We start from the raw sequence: 18642 nt of genomic DNA on the forward strand, positions 1-18642 counted from the left end.
ACGGTCGCCCACGCTAGCACCCCCAAACGAGGGGGACGAGTGCCCCCTTGAAGGCGAACGGCAGGTAACGGATCGGTAACGCCCCCGTTTGTCTTGACGATCGAACGACCGATCCGCACCAGTACGGGGCTCACTGGGGTTCGGCTCACCTTCGGGGGCGCCGCCTTGGAACCGCGAAATTGACTTCACCCAATTGTTCACGGTTGGGCGTGTCTGGACGGGGGCCAAGAGATCCCCGAAAGAGGCAGGCGGTCAGCCGGTCCGTGTGGTGGTGTCCTGGTTCCAGTTGATCCGTGTGCCGGACGCCAGCAGGCGCCGCGCGCGGAGGCGGGTGACGGAGGACACGGCGTAGTAGATCGCGAACGGCGGCCAGAGGGCGGGCCGCGTGCGAATCGAGCGGAGGAGAGCCACGTTCTGGCGCTCGCCGCCACCGGCACCTTCCCGACCGCCGAGGAGCTGCGCGAGCTCGTAGTTCCCCGCGATGATCCGCGTGCCCCGGCGCACGAGCGCACGGAGGGTCCGGGGTGACTCGACGGTGAACTCCGCTTCGGGAAGGGTGATCCGCTCGTCCGGGGCGAAGAGGCGCTGCACGAAGCGGTCGTCGGCGATCACCGGGGAAGTCGCCGAACCGGGCCCGACCCGACGCCGAGAGCGCGTAGATCCCGGAGCCGACGTGCCCTCGGGTCCGGTACTGCGAGATGTCCCAGATCCGGTAGTACTGGCGCACGAGCCAGCCCGCCGACCGGGTGTCCACCCGGAGGGTGGGGGAGGCAATGCGCGGCTCGTCCGTGGAGAGGGCGTCGGCGAGCGCGGCCAGGGTGTCCGTCGACACGACGACGTCGGCATCGAGGTAGGCGCGGGGGAACGCCGCGGCCGCTCGGTCTCCGGCGTTCAGCGCCGCGATCTTCGACCCCTCGGCGACCTCGACGACCCGCACGCCCGGATAGGAGCGCGCCCGCTCGGCGGTGCGGTCGGTGCAGCCGTTCGCCGCCACGACGATCTCGAAGCGGTCCGGGTCAGGTCCCTGGGTCAGCGTGCCCAGCAGCCGCCCGATCAGCTGCTCCTCGTTGTGCGCGGGGATGACGATGCTCAGGCGGGGCGGCATGGTGCGGAGGCTATCAACGGGTTCACCGAGCTCGGCCGGAGCCTCGCCGGGCGGGTGCCCGCCCGGCGAGGGGTCTTCCGGTGTCAGCGAGTGGGCAGCGGCGCGGTGGCCGGACGCTCGTCGGGCAGGATTGCCGCGGCGGTCTCGTTCCAGCCCTCCTTGCGGCGGCGGCCCTTGGAGAGGCCGTGGATGGTCTCGCCCGCCACCAGGCGCATGGCGAGCTCCTCGTAGCCGAGGGCGACCTTGTCCCAGTCGTACATCGCCTCGGCGCGCTGCTGCATGGCGGTGCCGATCGCGACGTGCTTCCAGCCCGCGTCCTCGATGCGCTCGAGGATCGGCACGAGCGCGTCCGCATCTGCGAAGTACAGGCCGTCCGGGCCTGCCACCTCGCGGTTGAAGACGACGTCGTAGGCGATCACGGCTGTGCCCGCGCCCATGGCGCGCAGCAGCGAGGGGTTGGTGCCACCCACCGAGTGGCCGTGCAGATAGGTGCGGGCGTGGGCGTAGAGCTGGTTGAGCTCCTCCTGGTCCCACACGCCGCCCAGCATCTTGATGCGCGAGTCGGCGGCAGCGGTGCGGGCGATGCGGTCGGTGTACTCGGCCGCGTAGGGCGCCGAGCCGACGACGACGAGTGGGTACTTGGAGCCCGAGCGGGTGTACCCGTCGACGATCACGTCGACGTGGTTCTCCGGCTCGAAGCGGGCGACGACGAGGTGGAACTCGCCGGGGACCAGCCCGTGCTTGGTCAGCTTGTCGGTGGCGACCTCTGTGAGCTTCGACGAGCCGTAGGCGATCAGCTCGGTGGGGACGCCGAACTCGGCGGAGTAGTAGTCCGCGATGCCCTGCGCGTCGCTGATGAGCGCGTCGGCGGAGCGGACGGAGAACTGCTCCGCCATCCGGTAGTACCGGCGGCCCCACTTGCCCCACTTGCCGCGGCGCCATTCCAGGCCGTCCACGTGCACCGCGGTCGGCACCCTGCGGGCCTTGATGATCGGCACGAAGGGGGAGTTGGCGGCATTGAAGACGAACGCCATGTCCTGCTTCCGGTGGCCGAGCATGTGCAGGGCCGACAGCGCGGAGTGGCTGAGCGTCTCGAGGGTCTTCTTCTTGAGCGCGGGCAGGTGCACGAGCTTCATGCCCAGGTGCTCGGCGGGCCGGTTGCCGTCCTTCGGGCGGCAGTAGACGGTCACCTCGTGGCCGCGGGCGGCGAGGCGGCTGCCGATCTCCTCGACGGCGGTCTCGAAGCCGCCGTACGCGGCGGGGACTCCGCGGGTGCCCACCATCGCGATGCGCAGCTGCTTCTGGGGCAGGGCGACCAGGACGGGAGCCGGCGCATCGCTCGGGTCATCCAGCTCTTCGGGTTCGATGTAGTCGAAGCTCATCGGGCCACCTCCGTGGCGGTGCCCGCAACAGGGGTGCACGCAGCGGCCGGAAGGCTGCTGCTGCCTGCGGCGGGAAGCCGCAGTTCGCTGTTCGGGTTCATGGGTAGCTCGCGTTTCGGGTACACGACGGTCGGGTGGATTCCCCGCCCGCCTCTGCCGAATGCTGGGGGACACTCTCGGGTGGCGAGGCGGGCGGGGCGCCGATCGGGTCGGGGGCCCGACCGGCTTTGGTGCTGCCGGATCCGTTGGGGGGACCGATCCGGGTGGTGCTCCCGGATCCGTTGGGGGGACTGATCCGGGTTTCGGGTGTGGATCGCCTTGGGGGAGGCGGTCCGGGTTCCGGCCCTTCGGATGTCGGGCCGGGGAGCGGTCCGCGAGGGACCGGGTCTGAGGGGTAGTTGGGGTGGGGAGGGGACGGGTCAGGCTGAGGTGAGGGAGCGCTCGGCAGCACCCGCTCCGCTGCCGGACGAGGCCATGATGGCGTCGAGGGCGCCGCGCAGCTTCGTGCTCGAGGTCGTCATCGTGTACGGGAAGTACACGACTTCCACGCCCACGGCGGCGAACTCGCGCTCGAGCCGCAGGCCCTTCTCGGTGCCGCGCCAGTCGTCGCCCTTGAAGAAGACGTCGAACTGGACCTCGCGCCAGGTGTCCAGCTTGTCGGGCAGGACCTCCGGCCGCGCCTCATCCACGTAGCGGATGTTGCGCACGATCTCGAGGCGCTCGGCGAGCGGGACGACCGGGGTGATCCCCTTCGTCTGGCGGAGCATCTCGTCGCTCACCACGCCGGCGATCAGATAGTCGCAGTTGCGCTTGGCGTGCTTGAGGATGTTGAGGTGGCCGACGTGGAACAGGTCGAATGCACCAGCGGCGTAGCCGATTCGGGTCATCGGGTAGGACCACAGCTTTCACTATGGCTGCACTTTGCGCCCATGTCCTCGCTCGGGTAAACGAGGGTGCTCGGGTAAGCGGGCGTCGGATCCTTCGGGTTTGCAGCGGGTACTACAAGGAGCCAGGTCCCCAAAGTAGCGGACCGAGCCGGGAAGGCGCGACACCAGCTCGGGGGTTTTGTTTCCCTTAGGTAAAGGTTAGGGACTCCTCGTGTTCACCAAGGGGTGCGGAGAAGGGTGCGTGAGGGTGCTTTCCCACCGCTACGGAGTCGACTCGCGAGGCGCCGCTGCGGCCGGAGTCGCGAGGCTCGAAGCCGGCTTCGGCGCCTCCCGCCGCCCTGCCGACAGCGCCAGCAGGCACAGCAGCGCCCAGTTCCCCTCCACCAGCAGCCGGCTCTCCGCCAGGGCCTGCGCGAGCAGGGCGGTGAGGAGCAGCGCAGGCAGCACGCGATCGAAGACCCAGTCGGACGGGCCGGCGCCCGCTCTGGCGATCCGGCCGCTCCGAGCGACGGCGACGCACACCGCGACGAGGAAGGCGAGGAAGAGGAGCAGCCCGATCACGCCGAGCTGCACCGTGACGTCGAGGAACGCGTTGTGCGCCTGCAGGTACTGCACGCCCTTGCGGACCGCGAGCCCCTCGTACGGCTTGGTCCCCGGCACCCAGTAGCTGATCCAGCCCCAGCCGAGCACCGGACGCTGCGCGACCAGCCCGGACACGGCGGTCCAGATGTCGAGGCGCCCCGTGAGGTCGTCGCTCTTGCCGAGCAGGGAGAGGAGCGCGCGATTCGCCGCGACGGCGCCGACGGCGGCGAGCGCGAGCACTACGACGAGCGCCCAGAAGCCCGACCTCCGCTGCGGCGGAGTGGTGGGCGTCCTGCGCCAGAGCAGCATCAGCGCGAGCACCACCGCGCTCGCTGCGGCGGCCACTGTCACGGTGGAGGACCGGGTGAGGGCCAACGTCGCGACGGCCAGCGCGATGCCCGCGATCCCCAGGTCTCGCCGGATGCGACCGGCCGCCAGCAGACAGGCGGTGACGATGAGCGCCAGCAGAGCGACGAAGCCGAGCAGGTTGGCGTTGCCCAGGATGCCCTGGATCCGCCCGCCCTCAAACAGCAGACCTCGGCTCCAGTAGTAGGCGGCGGGCACGTCGCTCCCCTTCGACGGGTCGAAGGGGAAGACGGGAAGGATCGGATGCCGGATGACGGCGGCGACGACGAACTCGAAGAGAAGCGAGAGGGCGAGGATCGCCTGGAGCGCCCCTGCCAGGGCGCGGACGACGCCGGGCCATCCGACCCACAGATAGAGGACGACGGCGGCGAAGGTGGTGACGAGAAGCACTGCGATCGCCAGCAGGGTGACTCCGCGATAGTACGACCAGGCGACGGAGAGCACCGCCCAGGCCAGGAAGGCCGCGAGCAGCACCACGCCGTGCCCTCGGTCGCGGAGCCGGCGGACGAGGCTTCCCGATCGCCCGTCCGCCTGCCGCTCCGGGCCGGACAGGGCACCCCGTCGCCGCACCGCGACGGCGGCACCCACAAGAAGGAGGAACACGAGCCCGTCCCACACGGCGAACCCCCACCAGCTGACCGTGTCGCGGATCGCCTCCCCGGCGAAGAGCGTGAAGAGCACAAGGACGGCGCCCGCAGAGGCGAGGCGGGAGGCGGTGCGGGTCACCCGGCCAGGCTATGCGGATCTCGGCCCGCCGGCCGGGAAGGCAAGGGGCCGGAGAAGGCAAGGGGCCGGAGCTGCCCGGGAAGGCCCCTGACTGGGGGAGGGGTGCCTCCCCGCCGCTGGTAGGAAGGAAGGACCCGGCTACCCACCGGAGTCGCGCCTCTGCGGTGACCTGCTAGGAAAGAGTCCCGCACGCGGCTTGACGCATCCTCACCCAAGGAACCCGACCCAAATGAGAATCTCTGTAATCGGCTGCGGCTACCTCGGCGCCGTGCACGCCGCGAGCATGGCCGAGCTCGGCCACGACGTCATCGGAATCGATGTGGACCCGGGCAAGATCCAGGCGCTCAAGGCCGCGAAGGCGCCGTTCTTCGAGCCGGGACTCGAGGGCATCCTCGAATCCGCGATGCGCTCGGGTCGGCTCTCCTTCTCGACGGACATCGCCGACGCGAAGGGCTCGCAGGTGCACTTCGTGGCCGTCGGCACGCCGCAGAAGCGGGGCGAGAACGCCGCGGACCTGACCTACGTCGACGCAGCGATCGAGGGCATCCTTCCGCACCTCAGCGAGGGCGACCTCGTCGTCGGGAAGTCGACGGTCCCCGTCGGCACCGCCGCCCGGCTGGCGGAGCGCATCGACGAGGCCGGCACCGGCGCCTCGCTCGCCTGGAACCCGGAGTTCCTGCGCGAGGGCTACGCGGTCAAGGACACCATCGCGCCCGACCGGCTCGTCTACGGCGTGGCTGCGGGAGAGAAGGGCCTGAAGGCGAAGGAGCTCCTCGACCAGGTCTACGCGACGGCCATCGCGAACGAGACCCCCGTCGTCGTCACCGACTACGCGACCGCGGAACTGGTCAAGGTGTCGGCCAATGCGTTCCTTGCGACGAAGATCAGCTTCATCAACGCCATGGCGGAGATCGCCGAGGTCGCCGGCGCAGACGTGACCTCGCTCGCCGACGCGATCGGCTACGACGCGCGCATCGGCCGCCGCTTCCTCAACGCTGGCATCGGCTTCGGCGGCGGCTGCCTGCCGAAGGACATCCGCGCGTTCAGTGCTCGCGCCGAGGAGCTCGGCCGGGGCGAGTCGGTGCGCTTCCTGCTCGAGATCGATGCGATCAACATGCGCAGGCGCGAGCGCGCGATCGACATGGTCATCGAGGCGCTGGGCGGCCAGGTCTACAAGAAGAAGGTGGCCGTGCTCGGCCTCGCGTTCAAGCCCGATTCGGACGACGTCCGGGACTCGCCCGCGCTCGACGTCGCCGTCCGTCTCAACGGCCTGGGCGCGCACGTGATCGCGACCGACCCGGAGGCCATCCCGAACTCGATCCGCCTCCACCCTCAGCTCGGCTTCGCCACGGACACGCTGGACGCCCTGCACGGGGCCGACGTGGTGGTCCTCGTGACCGAGTGGAAGGAGTACCGGGAGCTCGACCCGGTGGAGATCGGCGAGCTGGTGCGCGACAAGGTCATCATCGACGGGCGCAACGTCCTGGACCCGGTCAAGTGGCGGGCTGCCGGCTGGACCTACAAGGGGATGGGCCGTCCCTGATCCTGACCCGGGGGCCGGCGGAACGCCTGCACCCGGGCCCCCGCCCTGTCTGCGGTGGTCAGAAGCTCTCATGAATCACCCCGCCCGCACCCAGTAGCCTCCCCTATGAAGCGGATTCGGGTTGCCGACACATTCCTCCTCGTCGGTGACTCCGTCGCCGACCTCATCACCGAGTACGCCGTGCTGCTCAGCCGCGTGAACACGGCGGACCGGGTCACGCTCAACGCGATCGACGACGGCGGCGACCTCGTGTCGGCCACGGTCGTGCTCACGCAGGCGACCACGATCGTCGCGGAGACGACCAACTCGCCGATCCCGGACCCCGAGAACGGGGAGGCGGAGGAGTACATCCGGGGCCGTCTCGCGAGCTGGGACGCCGGAGTCACCAACAACTGACGTTCCGCCCCCTCGGGGGAGCGTCGGGCAGAATGGGATGTCCCCGATCGTGAAGGCAGAGATGACGGACCCCACCACTGCGCCCGCCGACGTCTGGAGCGCCGACTGGCTTCCCCGCCTCGTCGCGTTCGACCTGGACGACACCCTCGCCCCCTCGAAGTCGGCGCTCGACCCGACGATGGTGCGGCTCCTCCACGACCTGCTCGGCGTGGCCGAGGTGTGCATCATCTCCGGCGGCCAGATCGGGCAGTTCCGGACGCAGGTCATCGACCGGCTCCAGGACGCGGACCCGGCCCAGCTCGAGCGGCTGCACCTGATGCCCACCTGCGGAACCCAGTACTGGCGTCACCAGGCAGGGGAGTGGATGCCCGTCTACGCACAGAACCTCACGGCTGAGCAGATCGCGGCGGCGTTCGCGTCGCTCGAGGCGCGGGCCAAGGAGCTGGGCGTCTGGGAGACCGAGACGTGGGGGCCGGTCCTCGAGGACCGCGGCTCGCAGGTGACGTTCTCGGCGCTCGGCCAGGAGGCCCCTGTCGCGGTGAAGCGCCAGTGGGATCCGACGGGGGAGAAGAAGAACGCCCTGCGTGCGGCCGTCGCCGCCGACCTGCCCGACCTCGAGGTGCGCTCCGGCGGGTCCACCTCCGTCGACATCACCCGCCGCGGCATCGACAAGGCCTACGGGATGAAGCAGCTGGAGGAGGTCACCGGCATCGCCATCGCCGACATGCTGTTCGTAGGAGACCGACTCGACCCCGAGGGCAACGACTATCCGGTGAAGTCCACCGGCGTCGCCTGCCATGCGGTCGACGGCTGGGAGGACACCGCCGCTCTCGTCGCTGCGGTCATCGACTACTCCCGGAGGTGAGCGCCCGCGGTTCCGCCCGCGAGCGAGCGGGCAAGACCGTGCTCTCCCGGGCGGGGCAGGGACTTCCCGCCTCCGCGGCATCCCGGTTCCGGCTGAAGGTGGCGGCGGTGCTCCTCGCCCTCTACGTGGCCGTCGTGCTGCTGGTCACCCTGTCGCCGACCCCTGTCGATCGTCCCTACTCCGCCGTGCTCGTGCGGCTGATCCGGGAGCTGCACGAGCGAGGTGTCCCCGGCTGGGTGGGCTACCCGCAGATCGAGTTCCTGTCGAACGTGCTCCTGTTCGTGCCGCTCGGGTTCCTCGCCGCCCTCGACCTGCCCCGGCGGGACTGGTGGCTCGCCGCGGTGGCGGCGCCGGCCTTCTCGGCCCTGCTCGAGCTCGGGCAGGCCCTCTTCTTCCCGGCCCGGACACCGAGCGCATCGGACGTGGTCGCGAACGGGCTCGGCGGAGCCGTCGGGGCCGTCGTGTCGCTCCTGGCGCGGATGATCGTGCACCACCGCGACCGGCTCGTGGCCGCCGACGTCGCCGGCGGGCATCGGTCCTCCGACGCGCGCCCCTGACCCAGCGCTCTCCTGTGCGGTGTGTCTGCCGCGGAAGACAGGGCCCGGCGGATAGGAATGCCGGGTGACCTTCCTCGGAGTCCTCGCCCTCGTCGTCGGCATCCTCGCGGCGTGGCTGTGCGCGGCGATCGTCCTCGCGCTGTTCCTCGGCAGGGTGCTCGGCTGGGGGCCCGATCGCCCCTGGCGTGCATCCCGCCGGGACTTCGACCGGGCGGCCTGAGGGGGAGTTCCCCGAATCACTAGGGGGCTTAGCAAACTGCTCCCCGTGCTAGCGCACGGCATACCCCAATAGTGGCATTTAAGGCGTTTTCACAGCGAGGCGGTCGTACCTTCGTCGCGGGTGGACGCTGAGGGATTCTCGGACTTCGGGTGTTCGTGATCTGTCCCGTGGTTCACCTGATCGGGTAGTAAGAGGGAGCCCCTCGGCACTCCTTGGACGCAAGGAGCCGAGGGGCTCGGTCCGTCGTCGGCGGTGCGTCCACATCGGTGCGTCCTCCTGTCCGTCACTGGCCGGCGGTCGGTGCCACCGGTGACGGACGCGAGATGGCGGCACGCGTGAGCGCCGCGCGGCGGCGGAGTCCCACGAGGAGCCAGGTCCCGCCGCCCGCGAGCAGCAGCGCACCCGCTGCGAGGAAGATGATGCTCGCCAGGAGACCCAGCTGGTAGCCGCCGAGGGCGCCCACCAGAAGGAAGATGACGCCGAAGCCGAGAACGGCTGGGACGGAGTCGGACATGTCGGGTGAATCCTCTCGGGTAAGAGGCGTGGCGTCGGGTAGCGCCGAGCCAGAGCGTAGACCCAAAGGCCGCCCGGTCACCAGAGCCGATATCCGCAAGGCGACGCTAGATCTGGTTCCCTGGAGCGTGCATCACCCCTATGGGTGCCGTCGAGCGGTGCCTGGCGCGTCGGCCTCGTTGAGCGAGCTCCGTGTCGGCGGTCTCGGTACGGCCGGCTCACCCGAGGGCTAGGACCCGCGGGTCAGCAGCCGCACGTCGTGCTGGGTCATCCGGGCGACGATCTCCTGGAACGGCACCTTGGGGCGCCAGCCGAGGACCCGCTCCGCCTTGCTCGCGTCCCCGAGCTGCTCAGTGGCGTCGGCAGGGCGGTTGAAGCGCTCGTCGATGCCGACCCGGTCCGACCAGTTCTCGATGCCGACGGCCGCGAAGGCGGCGGCGACGAACTCGGCCACCGAGTGCGCCTGTCCGGTGGCCAGGACGAAGTCGTCGGGCTCGGGGGCCGCCGCGATCCGCATCATGCCGTCGACGTAGTCGGGCGCCCAGCCCCAGTCGCGGCGGGCTTCCAGGTTGCCCAGCATCAGCCGGTCCGAGGAGCCGGTCGCGATCTCGGCGACGCCGTGGGTGATCTTCCGCGTGACGAAGTCGAGCGGGCGGCGGGTCGACTCGTGGTTGTAGAGGATCGCGTTGGCGGCGAAGAGGCCGCGACCCCGGTACACCTGGACCAGCGTGTGGGCCCACGCCTTCGCGGCGCCGTACGGCGACACCGGCGCGAGCGGCGTCGACTCGTCCTGCGGTGCGCGCTCGGCGCGGCCGAAGATCTCGGCGCTCGAGGCCTGCAGGAAGCGGACCGGCGCTCCCGACTGCTCCTGCAGCTCCCATGCGGCGTCGAGCAGGGCGGCGACCGAGAGGCCGGTGATCCGCGCGGCGTCCAGCGGGCGAGCCCAGGAGGCGGCGACCGAGCTGAGCCCGCCCAGGTTGAAGATGGTGTCCGGAGCCGTCTCCAGCACGACCTCGCGCAGCCGGTCGGCGTCGGCGAGGTTCCCGAGGGCGGTGCCGACGCCGCCCGGGAGGGGATTCGGCGACTCGAGCTGCGAGTGGACGAGGGCGGTCACCGACCAGCCGGCCGCGAGCAGAGCCTCGACGAGATAGCTCCCGTCCTGCCCCGTCGCGCCTGTGACCAGAGCGGCGGGCACGCTACCCCTGCTCGCCGAGAGGGCCTTGAGGTCGCTCTCGACCATCATCGTGACGAGCTGCTCGAACGACACCTCCGGCGTCCAGCCGAGCACGTCGCGCGCCTTGCTCGCGTCGCCGATCAGCAGGTCGACCTCGGCCGGGCGGAAGAAGGCGGGGTCCTGGTAGACGAAGGGCTGCCAGTCCTCGATGCCGGCTGCAGCGAAGGCGACGTCGAGCAGCTCCTTGATGGTGTGCGTCTCACCCGTCGCGACCACGTAGTCGTCCGCGACCGGCTGCTGCAGCATCGCCCACATGGCGCGCACGTAGTCGCCGGCGAAGCCCCAGTCGCGCTTGGCGTCGAGGTTGCCGAGCGTCAGCTTGTCCTGGAGTCCCAGCTTGATGCGGGCGACCGCGAGCGACACCTTGCGGGTGACGAACTCGGGTCCACGGCGCGGCGACTCGTGGTTGAAGAGGATGCCGCTGGAAGCGTGCATGCCGTACGACTCGCGGTAGTTGATGGTCATGTAGTGGCCGAAGACCTTGGCGACGCCGTACGGCGACCGCGGCCAGAGGAGCGTCGACTCGCTCTGCGGGACCTGCTGCACCTTGCCGAACATCTCGGACGAGGACGCCTGGTAGAAGCGGACCTTGTCCACGTCGCTGCCGGCGTAGAGGCGCGTCGCCTCCAGGACGTTGAGGACGCCCTTTCCGGTCACGTCGGTCGTGAGGCTCGCGTTCTCCCACGAGTAGGCGACGAAGGAGATCGCGCCCAGGTTGTAGACCTCGTCCGGCTGGGCGTCGCCGAAGACGCGGACCAGCGAGGCGACATCCGTCAGGTCGCCCGTCAGCAGCTTCACGTCCGGCACGGTCTCGCGCACCAGATCGAGCTTCGGGTTGTTCTGGCCGCGGATCAGGCCGTAGACGTCATACCCCTTCTCGATCAGGAGTTCGGAAAGGTACAGCCCGTCCTGGCCGGTGATGCCGGTGATCAGAGCTCGCTTGGTCATGTCGGTGCTTCCTGTTCGCCCTACGGGGGTTCGTGCTCAAACGCTCCGATCGACCGTATCCGACCGGACGAGGAATCCGGCACTTCGGCGGGGCGGACGCCGAACCTCCTGCGCCTCCAACCACTGGCCGGGCGACTCGCCAGGGGCCCTCCCTGAAGGCGCGCGCCCGGGTGCTTAGGCTCCAGTCACTGCGGCAGCAAGGGCGCTGCCCGGATCTCCAGGAGGTTCTCATGATCGTCGGAATCGTCGCCTCGGTCCTCGTCATGTTCGCGGGGGTGTCCGTCATCTCGCTCGGCAGCCGGCCGCGCCGGCACACCGTCCGCTAACCCGGCGCTTCTCACGCCGCTCGCGGCTCGCCGCCCTTCCCGGGCCCCGCTGCTCGTTCAGGCGATCCAGTCCCTGCCGCGGCATCATTGCTGACGGCGGCGTTGCCGCCGGTGACGCAAGGGAGCCGGTCATGGCGGAGAACGACATCACGTCGAGCACCGAGACGGAGCGCAAGTACGACGTGCCGGAGGACGCCCCGGCGCCTGAACTCGACGGATTCCTCGTGCTGCTCCCCGAGCATCCGGACCTGCTCGAGGCCGTGTACTACGACACCGAGGACGGCGCCCTCGCCGCCGAGCGGATGGTGCTGCGTCGCCGCACGGGCGGCCACGACGCCGGATGGCATCTCAAGACGCCCGGCGAAGGTGGCCGCACCGAGCACCACGCCGAACTGGCCGATGCGCCTCCGGCCGGTCTGCTCGACATCGTGAAGGACATCCTCGGTGACCGGCCGCTGATCCCGACCGCCGAGATCCGCACCGAGCGCACGCCCATCCTCCTGCTCGACGACGAGGGCCGGGCGGTCGCGGAGATCGCCGACGATCGCGTCGCCGGGACCGACGTGCGCGAGGGAGTGGTGCGCACCTGGCGCGAGTGGGAGGCGGAGCTCCTCGAGGAGGCACCGCAGGCTCCCGCGAAGCGCGTCGCGCTGCTCGACCGGATCGAGGCGCAGCTGGTCGCGCAAGGCGCGACGCCCTCACCGTCGATGTCGAAGTTCGCTCGGGCTACCGGGCGGGCCGGGCTCGGCCCGAGCGAGGGCTGAACGCGGGGAGGCGCTCTAGGACGCCCGCGAGGCGGAGTTCATGGCGGCCTCGGCTGCCGCGCGCTTCTGGGCGGTGAGGATCGACATCCCCACCCACAGGACGAGCGCGACGATGCCTGCGGGGATCAGGGTGCCGGCGAGTCCGGCGGCCTCTGATCCCATGCCGTCGAGTCCCGCCTGGTCGCCGAAGAGTGTCGCCAGACCGATCGCGAACAGCCCCTCGGCGATGGCGATCAGACCGAGCCACAACGTCACGCAGCGCAGGTGAACCATGCCGGAAAGATATGCCTGCCCTCCGACGACGCGACGCCGCGACGCGCGGTCCCCCCACAACGGGGGTGGAGCTGTCGCTGTGGAGGGTTGCCGCGCCGCAGACACCCGAATCGTTCAGGCAGACCACAGCCTGCGCTCACCTTCGAGGGTCGGTGCTCGCCGTCCCTCGATGAACCGCACGCGAGGCCCTTGACCGGATCACGGAGAATCGGCGGCCGCCGGGCCTGCCCACGCCGAATCCGGAGCATCTAGCCCCAGATGTCCGTGATCCGGTCGGGCGGTTGCGCGAGGAGCGGCGTCAGAGCGGGCGCGGGCGGTACGCGTCGATCAGGAGGTCGAACTTGCGGTTGACCTCGTCGTCCACGGTGCGGCGGCTCTCGTCCGCGTCGTGCCAGGCAATGATCTGGCGGGCGCCCAGCTCGAACGGGATGACGGCGCGCCAGCCGGGGACCACCGACTTGATCTTCGAGTTGTCGAACACCATCGAATGCGCCTTGTCGCCGAGCAGGCCGGCGCCCCACTCGGGATCGAGCGCCGCGATGGCGTCGGAGGGCACGTGCACGAGCTTCGGGTCGTCGACGCCGGCAGCGCGAGCGAGCGAGCGGTAGATGGCGTCCCAGGTGGGCGCCTCGTCGCTCGTGATGTGGAAGGCCTCGCCCAGGACGTCGGTTCGGCCGAGCAGACCGGCGAAGGCGCGGGCGAAGTCGGTGTGATGGGTGAGGGTCCACAGCGACGTGCCGTCGCCGTGCACGACGACCTCGAGCCCTCGTCGCATCCGGTCGATCGCCGTCCAGGCGCCGTCGATGGGCAGGAGGGTCTCGTCGTAGGTGTGCGAGGGGCGGACGATGGTCGCCGGGAATCCGCCCGTCCGATAGGCGGCGACCAGGAGGTCCTCGCACGCCGCCTTGTTGCGCGAGTACTCCCAGTGCGGGTTGCGCAGGGGCGCCGACTCGACCACCGGCACGCGCGCCGGCGGCGTCTGGTACGCAGATGCAGAGCTGATGAACACGTACTGGGCCGTGCGGCCGGTGAACAGGTCGATGTCCTGCTGCACGTGCTCGGGGGTGAAGGCCACGAAGTCGACCACCACGTCGAACCTCCGGTCGCCGAGCGCCCTCTCCGCGGATGCGCGGTCGCGAATGTCGCCCTGCAGAGTCGTCACCTCGGCCGGCAGGGGACGCTTCGACGTCTTCGATCGATTGAGGTGGAAGACCTCGAAGCCGGCGTCGATGGCCGCCTGCGTGCAGGCCGAGCTGATGATGCCCGTGCCGCCGATGAAGAGGGCGGTGAGCGGCGCCGCGCCGCCCAAGGCTGCGGGCAACAGGTGCGTGTGAGTCATGGCTCTCCTCGGGTCGGTGCTGCGTCCACCCTCGCACGGCGGGAAGGGTGTTCGGAGGGGTGTGCGCGGGGCGGCGGAGTGCCTGTACGCTCACCCTGGCGCTCGTGCCGTCCCCTCCTCACCCCCAAGGAGAACCATGTCCGGATCCCCGGCCTCCGTCCTCGGATTCGCGGTCATCTTCCTGGTGGTCGGCGCCTTCGGCGGCTACCAGCTCGGCTGGCTCGCGTCGCTGATCTTCCTGGTCGCGAGTGGGGCCCTGTTCGCGTTCTCGGCGGTGACCCTGGTGCTCCACCTGCGCCGGCGCGCGCTGGCGGCGGACCAGGCGCCCGCCGATGCCGAGCCGAAGGCCGTCGCCTCCGTCTGACCCGGGTTCCGGTTCTCCGGACGGGAGTCAGGCCTCGTAGAGCTCGAGCGGCTGGCCGTCCGGGTCGAAGAAGAACGCCATCCTCTTGCCGGTGTGCGGGTCAATGCGCAGCTCCTCGCAGCGCACTCCCTTCTCCGCCAGCTCGGCGAGGCCCGCCGCGACGTCGTCCACCTGGAACGCGAGGTGACGCAGCCCGGTCGACTCGGGACCGGTCGAGCGCTTGGGTGGGTTCGGAAACGAGAACAGCTCGAGCACGTACTCGCCGTTGAGGTCGAAGTCGCCCATCCAGGAGTCCCGCTCCGCCCGGTACACCTCGCTCCGGAGCGTGAAGCCGAGCACCTCCGTATAGAAGGCCTTCGAGCGGGCGTAGTCGGTCCCAATCAGGGCGATGTGGTGCACCTTGTTGATCCGCATGACGCCATCCTGCCAAGGCGGCGCCGGGTACTCGGGTGGTGTCACCCGCACAGGGGCTTACCGGGGCTCCGGCCCCTGAAAGCATGGGGAGATGCCGTTCTGGGGGATCGTGCTGATCGGCGTGGCCGCCTGGGTGCTGGTGAGCGTCGTGCTCGGCGCCCTCATCGGTCGCGCGGTGAAGATCGCGGATGCCCATCGCCGCGACGAGCTGCTCACGGAGCAGCTCAGGAGGCGTCCCGCCGCGCTCGGCCGGCACAGCCTCCCGACCGTCCACGCCGCTGACGAGGCGCCCGTGGTGCCCGCTCCGCGCGCCTCTGCGCACTGAGTCGCTTCTCCTTCGACCGGTCGGCGGATTCCACCCCTAGCGGGCTGGGAGTCTCCAGCCGTTCCGGTTAGCCTGCCAGGGCAAGGAGGCAGCTGTGCCAGAAGCCCACTCTCACCCCGTCGACGACCTGCCGGTCACCCAGCCGATGTGCGCGAAGCACTGGTGGGCGACCCTCACGCCCGGCGGCACGTGCCCGCTGTGCGAGGCGCAGTCCGGGCGCGCATAGGCGTGCGCGGGGTCAGCGCGGCTGCAGGAGGTCGGTCATCACCGGCGCGCTCCGGTCGTTCGCGGTGAGGGGGCGAGCTTCCACAGCGACTCGATGGTGTGCAGCAGGGAGTAGTGGCTGTACGCGACATCGGAGGTCGCCCCCGATCGAGCCAGCGAGCCGGCGAACACCGTCGCGACGTCGTTGTGCTTGGCGGTGCCCTCGTCGAAGGTGACCACGAGGAGCGAGTCGCCGCCGAAGCCGGGGGACTGGAGGAGCTTCGGCACCTCCTGCGACAGCCAGGTGTCACCCGTCGCGATGTCGCAGTTGTGCATGTCGTTGCAGAGGTCGGGAGTGACGAAGGCGAGGGAGGGGAGCCTGTCGTCCGCGAGGTCCGTGGCGAGCTGCTCGTACGGCACCACATGCTGGCGGCATCGCGAGCTGTCTCCGGAGATGTCCCGGTAGTAGAGGAAGGGGATGTGCCGCGGAGCGTAGTTGCCGGTGCTTCCGGTGCTGCAGGGCTGCGGCATCCCCTCGCCGTAGATCTTCCAGGTGAGGCCGGCCGCCTCTACCCGGTCGGCGAGGTTCGGCACGTCCACGCCGCAGTCGGCGGGGAGGCAGTCGGTCGTGATCCCGTTCGTCGAGCCGCTCGTGAGGGCGACGTAGTTGGGCAGGCTGGGATTGGTGATCGCCGAGTAGTTGGTCGCGACGGCGCCCGCGGCGGCGAGCTCGTTGAGGTAGGGGGCGTCGTCGTCCCCGAGCACGTGATCGGCGGGCTCGTTCTCCTCGAGGATAACGACAATGTGGTCGGGGACGGGGATCGTCGGCGTCGGACTCGGCGTCGGGGCAGGCGTCGCGTCCGCGGCCGTGCAGCCGGCCAGAAGCAGGGACGCGCTGAGGAGGAGGGCCGCGCTCGGGAGCACGCGGGGGTGGCGCATGGGGAAAGCGTAGTGGCGGGGCGGCGGAAGGCCCGCCTCGCCAGGGATTCTGCTAGGAAAGGGACATGAGTACCGACGAGGAAGTCGCCGCCAACCGCGCCAACTGGGACGAGCGTGTGCCGTCGCACGTGCGCGCCTATGGCGCGGAGTCGTTCGCGGGGGACAGCGGCGCCATCTCCGCCGTCGTGCGGGCCGATGCGGTCAGCCTGGCGCCGCACCTGCCGGGCGGCTCGGTCAAGGGTCTGCGGCTCATCCACCTCCAGAGCCACATCGGCACCGACAGCATCAGCTGGGCGCGACTCGGTGCCGACGTGGTCGGCGTCGACTTCTCGCGCGAGTCCGTGCAGGCGGCGCACGCCCTCGCCGCGCGTGCGGGTGTCGACTGCCGGTTCTTCGAGTGCGACGTGGTGGACGCTGCCCGGGTCGTCGGCGAGCGGTTCGATGTCGTCTACACGAGCATCGGCGTGCTGAACTGGCTCCCCGACCTTCCGCGCTGGGCCGAGGCGGTGCGGGACCTCCTCGCCCCGGGCGGCGTCTTCTTCCTGCGGGATGCGCATCCCATGCTCAACGCCGTGGCCTTCGACAGCCCTGTGGATGCCCTGAGGCTCGGGCGGCCCTACTTCGGACTCGAGGGACCGATCCGGTACGAGGACGGCACGACGTACGCGGATCCCGGCGTGCGACTGCGCAGCGCCGTCACCTTCGAGTGGCCGCACTCCGTCTCCGACATCGTGCAGGCGCTGCTCGACGTCGGTCTGGTCCTCCGCGCGATGGACGAGGGCACGACCATCCCCTGGCAAGCTCTCGGCGCGCTCGTGGAGACGCCGCGGGGATGGGTGCTGCCCGGTGCGATGGATCGGCTGCCGCTCACCCTCAAGATCGTGGCCACCCGGCCCCGCACGGAGACCCGGTGACCCGGGAGACGCGGCATGTCAGCATGCGGATCGAGCGTCCGGCTGCGGAGATCTACGCCTTCTGCGTCCAGCCGGCGAACCTGCCGCGCTGGGCGGCCGGACTAGGCGGCTCCATCGCCAGTGTGGACGGCCGCTGGATCGCGCAGTCCCCAATGGGTGCCGTGGAGGTGCAGTTCGCGCCGGGCAACGACTTCGGGGTGCTCGATCACCGCGTGACGCTCGAGGACGGACAGACGTTCGACAACCCCATGCGGGTGATCCCCGACGGCGATGCCGCTGCGGACGTCGTGTTCACCCTGCGGTGGGCGGACGGCACGGCGGCGGAGGCGTTCGAGGCGGACGCAGCTGCGGTCGAGGCCGACCTGCGGACGCTCAAGCGGCTCCTGGAGTCCGACGGCGCGGCCTGACCTCTGCGGCTGCGCCGCGTTCCCCTGGGCCTGCTGCCCGAATCGCGGAGATCTCGCCCCTGTGCCCGCCGGATCCGCATGACTGAATGCCCGGCGGGTGCCTTCTCCGTGATTTCGTCAGCGAGCTGGTGCGGCGAGGATGGCGGGAAGTCGGGGAAGAGCGGCGGTTCCTGCATGCACGACTTCGGCACACTCGGAGGAGTCCGAAGAGAAGGAGAGCCCATGGCCTTGATCCTGTCCACCGCGGCGGTCGCCGACGCGTCACTCCGGATCGGGGTGCCCGCTCGTCCGGGACCTTCGACGCTCGTCCCTCTCCTCCCAGGAGCCCCGTTCGCCGGGCCCGCCTGCCCCGTGACGCACTTGGGCAGCGTGGACGTGCTGCTCGAGACGATCGACGACGCCGCACCAGGGGGCGTGCTCGTCGTCGACAACGGCGGGCGCGAGGACGAGGCCTGCCTTGGCGACCTCATGGTCCTGGAGGCGCGGGAGGCCGGCTTCGCCGGCATCGTGGTGTGGGGTCGGCACCGGGACACAACGCAGCTGGTCGAGATCGGGCTGCCGCTGCACAGCATGGGCGCCCGCTCGTACGGGCCGCGCCGGGTGCCGCCCGCCGGTCGGGCGATGCGGTCCGCGTTCCTCGATGGCGTCGCAGTCTCCGGCGACGACTGGGTGGTGGGCGACGACGACGGGGTCCTGTTCCTGGCTCCCGAGGGGCGCGAGGAGATCTTCGCGCTCGCCGCGTCCATTCAGGAGACGGAAGGCGCGCAGGCGCAGCGGATGCGCGGCGGGCAGAGTCTGCGGAGCCAGCTCGACTTCGCGGGGTATCGGCGCGCACAGGCGGCGGATCCGAGCGTCACGCTGAGGCGTCATCTCCAGGAGCACGGCGGCGCCATCGAGGTGTAAGGCGGCGGGTGCGCGGGCGATTGCCCCGGGTGGTGACGCGGTGGGGCTTCAACCCGCGCGGATCCGCTGCTGATTTCGAGACGCCCGCTGCGCGGGCTCCTCAATCAGCGGGTGGCGCGGGCCCCCGATCAGCGGGCTGCGCGGGC

At 70.4% G+C, this 18642-nt stretch carries 22 protein-coding genes and 2 pseudogenes; 12 read left to right on the forward strand and 12 right to left on the reverse strand.

Features of this window, described 5'->3' with window-relative positions; all coding sequences use genetic code 11:
• Positions 1–252: 252 nt before the first annotated feature.
• The 5 genes and pseudogenes from QUE51_RS08965 to QUE51_RS08980 form a co-directional block, all read right to left on the reverse strand.
• Entirely contained in the window at positions 253–612 is a 360-nt protein-coding gene (locus QUE51_RS08965; RefSeq protein WP_286279184.1) for a hypothetical protein, read from the reverse strand.
• 82 nt (positions 613–694) lie between these two features.
• A pseudogene (locus QUE51_RS18010) lies at positions 695–1105 on the reverse strand (glycosyltransferase family 2 protein); the annotation flags it as partial.
• A gap of 83 nt (positions 1106–1188) precedes the next feature.
• Positions 1189–2487: a glycosyltransferase gene (locus tag QUE51_RS08970; protein ID WP_434017254.1), complete on the reverse strand. Its 1299-nt coding sequence runs from the start codon at positions 2485–2487 to the stop codon at positions 1189–1191.
• Positions 2488–2906: 419 nt separating this feature from the next.
• The gene (locus QUE51_RS08975; protein ID WP_286279186.1) at positions 2907–3374 is read right to left on the reverse strand and encodes an FAD synthase family protein; all 468 of its coding nucleotides are present in this window, start codon (positions 3372–3374) and stop codon (positions 2907–2909) included.
• A gap of 261 nt (positions 3375–3635) precedes the next feature.
• Complete coding sequence (locus QUE51_RS08980; protein WP_286279187.1) at positions 3636–5048, reverse strand: O-antigen ligase family protein; 1413 nt, start codon at positions 5046–5048, stop codon at positions 3636–3638.
• 229 nt (positions 5049–5277) lie between these two features.
• Here QUE51_RS08980 and QUE51_RS08985 point away from each other — a divergent pair, with 229 nt between their 5' ends.
• The 5 genes from QUE51_RS08985 to QUE51_RS09005 all read left to right on the forward strand — a co-directional run bounded on the left by QUE51_RS08985 (position 5278) and on the right by QUE51_RS09005 (position 8629).
• Positions 5278–6591 (forward strand): UDP-glucose dehydrogenase family protein, encoded by a 1314-nt coding sequence (locus QUE51_RS08985; protein ID WP_286279188.1) that lies wholly within the window; start codon positions 5278–5280, stop codon positions 6589–6591.
• Between the two features lie 105 nt (positions 6592–6696).
• Positions 6697–6987, forward strand: a complete 291-nt coding sequence (locus tag QUE51_RS08990) for a hypothetical protein (RefSeq protein WP_286279190.1) — start codon at positions 6697–6699, stop codon at positions 6985–6987.
• Positions 6988–7048: 61 nt separating this feature from the next.
• Complete coding sequence (locus QUE51_RS08995; RefSeq protein ID WP_286279204.1) at positions 7049–7852, forward strand: HAD-IIB family hydrolase; 804 nt, start codon at positions 7049–7051, stop codon at positions 7850–7852.
• Complete coding sequence (locus QUE51_RS09000; protein WP_286279206.1) at positions 7849–8409, forward strand: VanZ family protein; 561 nt, start codon at positions 7849–7851, stop codon at positions 8407–8409. The genes QUE51_RS08995 and QUE51_RS09000 overlap by 4 nt, the downstream gene beginning before the upstream one ends.
• A 64-nt stretch (positions 8410–8473) precedes the next feature.
• Positions 8474–8629: a hypothetical protein gene (locus tag QUE51_RS09005; protein ID WP_286279207.1), complete on the forward strand. Its 156-nt coding sequence runs from the start codon at positions 8474–8476 to the stop codon at positions 8627–8629.
• A 283-nt stretch (positions 8630–8912) separates the two neighbouring features.
• Here the strand turns inward: QUE51_RS09005 and QUE51_RS09010 are convergent, their stop codons facing one another.
• The 3 genes and pseudogenes from QUE51_RS09010 to QUE51_RS09020 all read right to left on the reverse strand — a co-directional run.
• Positions 8913–9143 carry a hypothetical protein gene (locus tag QUE51_RS09010; RefSeq protein WP_286279208.1) on the reverse strand — a complete coding sequence of 77 codons (231 nt, stop codon included), beginning with the start codon at positions 9141–9143 and terminating at the stop codon, positions 8913–8915.
• 228 nt (positions 9144–9371) lie between these two features.
• Positions 9372–10385 (reverse strand): GDP-mannose 4,6-dehydratase, encoded by a 1014-nt coding sequence (locus QUE51_RS09015; protein WP_350226768.1) that lies wholly within the window; start codon positions 10383–10385, stop codon positions 9372–9374.
• A pseudogene (locus tag QUE51_RS09020) lies at positions 10362–11324 on the reverse strand (GDP-mannose 4,6-dehydratase); the annotation flags it as partial. The pseudogene QUE51_RS09020 and the gene QUE51_RS09015, both read right to left, overlap by 24 nt.
• Positions 11325–11781: 457 nt before the next feature.
• Between QUE51_RS09020 and QUE51_RS09025 the strand changes: the two are divergent.
• Positions 11782–12414 carry a CYTH domain-containing protein gene (locus QUE51_RS09025; RefSeq protein ID WP_286276061.1) on the forward strand — a complete coding sequence of 211 codons (633 nt, stop codon included), beginning with the start codon at positions 11782–11784 and terminating at the stop codon, positions 12412–12414.
• 15 nt (positions 12415–12429) lie between these two features.
• Here QUE51_RS09025 and QUE51_RS09030 read toward each other — a convergent pair whose 3' ends face one another.
• Together QUE51_RS09030 and QUE51_RS09035 are read right to left on the reverse strand one after the other, a co-directional pair.
• Positions 12430–12687: a hypothetical protein gene (locus tag QUE51_RS09030; RefSeq protein ID WP_286276062.1), complete on the reverse strand. Its 258-nt coding sequence runs from the start codon at positions 12685–12687 to the stop codon at positions 12430–12432.
• 298 nt (positions 12688–12985) lie between these two features.
• Positions 12986–14026 carry an SDR family oxidoreductase gene (locus tag QUE51_RS09035; protein ID WP_286276063.1) on the reverse strand — a complete coding sequence of 347 codons (1041 nt, stop codon included), beginning with the start codon at positions 14024–14026 and terminating at the stop codon, positions 12986–12988.
• Between the two features lie 136 nt (positions 14027–14162).
• Between QUE51_RS09035 and QUE51_RS09040 the strand changes: the two genes are divergently transcribed.
• A complete protein-coding gene (locus QUE51_RS09040; RefSeq protein ID WP_286276066.1) occupies positions 14163–14390 on the forward strand; it encodes a hypothetical protein in 228 nt (75 codons plus the stop codon).
• A 27-nt stretch (positions 14391–14417) separates the two neighbouring features.
• On the opposite strand, the gene QUE51_RS09045 is transcribed toward QUE51_RS09040, so the two are convergent.
• Entirely contained in the window at positions 14418–14804 is a 387-nt protein-coding gene (locus QUE51_RS09045) for a VOC family protein (RefSeq protein WP_286276067.1), read from the reverse strand.
• A gap of 91 nt (positions 14805–14895) precedes the next feature.
• Between QUE51_RS09045 and QUE51_RS09050 the strand changes: the two genes are divergently transcribed.
• On the forward strand, positions 14896–15129 hold the full coding sequence (locus QUE51_RS09050) for a hypothetical protein (RefSeq protein ID WP_286276068.1): 234 nt from the start codon (positions 14896–14898) through the stop codon (positions 15127–15129).
• Between the two features lie 94 nt (positions 15130–15223).
• Complete coding sequence (locus tag QUE51_RS09055; RefSeq protein WP_286276069.1) at positions 15224–15355, forward strand: hypothetical protein; 132 nt, start codon at positions 15224–15226, stop codon at positions 15353–15355.
• Positions 15356–15393: 38 nt separating this feature from the next.
• On the opposite strand, the gene QUE51_RS09060 is transcribed toward QUE51_RS09055, so the two are convergent.
• A complete protein-coding gene (locus QUE51_RS09060) occupies positions 15394–16272 on the reverse strand; it encodes an alkaline phosphatase family protein (protein WP_286276071.1) in 879 nt (292 codons plus the stop codon).
• A 65-nt stretch (positions 16273–16337) separates the two neighbouring features.
• Between QUE51_RS09060 and QUE51_RS09065 the strand changes: the two genes are divergently transcribed.
• From QUE51_RS09065 to QUE51_RS09075, 3 genes are all read left to right on the forward strand, one after another.
• Complete coding sequence (locus QUE51_RS09065) at positions 16338–17186, forward strand: class I SAM-dependent methyltransferase (RefSeq protein ID WP_286276072.1); 849 nt, start codon at positions 16338–16340, stop codon at positions 17184–17186.
• Positions 17183–17593 (forward strand): SRPBCC family protein, encoded by a 411-nt coding sequence (locus tag QUE51_RS09070; RefSeq protein WP_286276073.1) that lies wholly within the window; start codon positions 17183–17185, stop codon positions 17591–17593. Before QUE51_RS09065 ends, QUE51_RS09070 begins: the two co-directional genes overlap by 4 nt.
• A 222-nt stretch (positions 17594–17815) precedes the next feature.
• Positions 17816–18496, forward strand: a complete 681-nt coding sequence (locus QUE51_RS09075) for an RraA family protein (protein WP_286276075.1) — start codon at positions 17816–17818, stop codon at positions 18494–18496.
• Positions 18497–18642 lie beyond the last annotated feature (146 nt).

This window comes from Naasia aerilata (assembly GCF_030296595.1).
Lineage (GTDB): Bacteria > Actinomycetota > Actinomycetes > Actinomycetales > Microbacteriaceae > Naasia > Naasia aerilata.

Coding starts and splice junctions, on each gene's coding strand:
- QUE51_RS08970 (WP_434017254.1), bottom strand. CDS start 2,487: ATGAGCTTCGACTACATCGAACCCGAAGAGCTGGATGACCCGAGCGAT.
- QUE51_RS08975 (WP_286279186.1), bottom strand. CDS start 3,374: ATGACCCGAATCGGCTACGCCGCTGGTGCATTCGACCTGTTCCACGTC.
- QUE51_RS08985 (WP_286279188.1), top strand. CDS start 5,278: ATGAGAATCTCTGTAATCGGCTGCGGCTACCTCGGCGCCGTGCACGCC.
- QUE51_RS08990 (WP_286279190.1), top strand. CDS start 6,697: ATGAAGCGGATTCGGGTTGCCGACACATTCCTCCTCGTCGGTGACTCC.
- QUE51_RS08995 (WP_286279204.1), top strand. CDS start 7,049: ATGACGGACCCCACCACTGCGCCCGCCGACGTCTGGAGCGCCGACTGG.
- QUE51_RS09010 (WP_286279208.1), bottom strand. CDS start 9,143: ATGTCCGACTCCGTCCCAGCCGTTCTCGGCTTCGGCGTCATCTTCCTT.
- QUE51_RS09015 (WP_350226768.1), bottom strand. CDS start 10,385: ATGATGGTCGAGAGCGACCTCAAGGCCCTCTCGGCGAGCAGGGGTAGC.
- QUE51_RS09025 (WP_286276061.1), top strand. CDS start 11,782: ATGGCGGAGAACGACATCACGTCGAGCACCGAGACGGAGCGCAAGTAC.
- QUE51_RS09030 (WP_286276062.1), bottom strand. CDS start 12,687: ATGGTTCACCTGCGCTGCGTGACGTTGTGGCTCGGTCTGATCGCCATC.
- QUE51_RS09035 (WP_286276063.1), bottom strand. CDS start 14,026: ATGACTCACACGCACCTGTTGCCCGCAGCCTTGGGCGGCGCGGCGCCG.
- QUE51_RS09040 (WP_286276066.1), top strand. CDS start 14,163: ATGTCCGGATCCCCGGCCTCCGTCCTCGGATTCGCGGTCATCTTCCTG.
- QUE51_RS09045 (WP_286276067.1), bottom strand. CDS start 14,804: ATGCGGATCAACAAGGTGCACCACATCGCCCTGATTGGGACCGACTAC.
- QUE51_RS09050 (WP_286276068.1), top strand. CDS start 14,896: ATGCCGTTCTGGGGGATCGTGCTGATCGGCGTGGCCGCCTGGGTGCTG.
- QUE51_RS09060 (WP_286276071.1), bottom strand. CDS start 16,272: ATGCGCCACCCCCGCGTGCTCCCGAGCGCGGCCCTCCTCCTCAGCGCG.
- QUE51_RS09065 (WP_286276072.1), top strand. CDS start 16,338: ATGAGTACCGACGAGGAAGTCGCCGCCAACCGCGCCAACTGGGACGAG.
- QUE51_RS09075 (WP_286276075.1), top strand. CDS start 17,816: ATGGCCTTGATCCTGTCCACCGCGGCGGTCGCCGACGCGTCACTCCGG.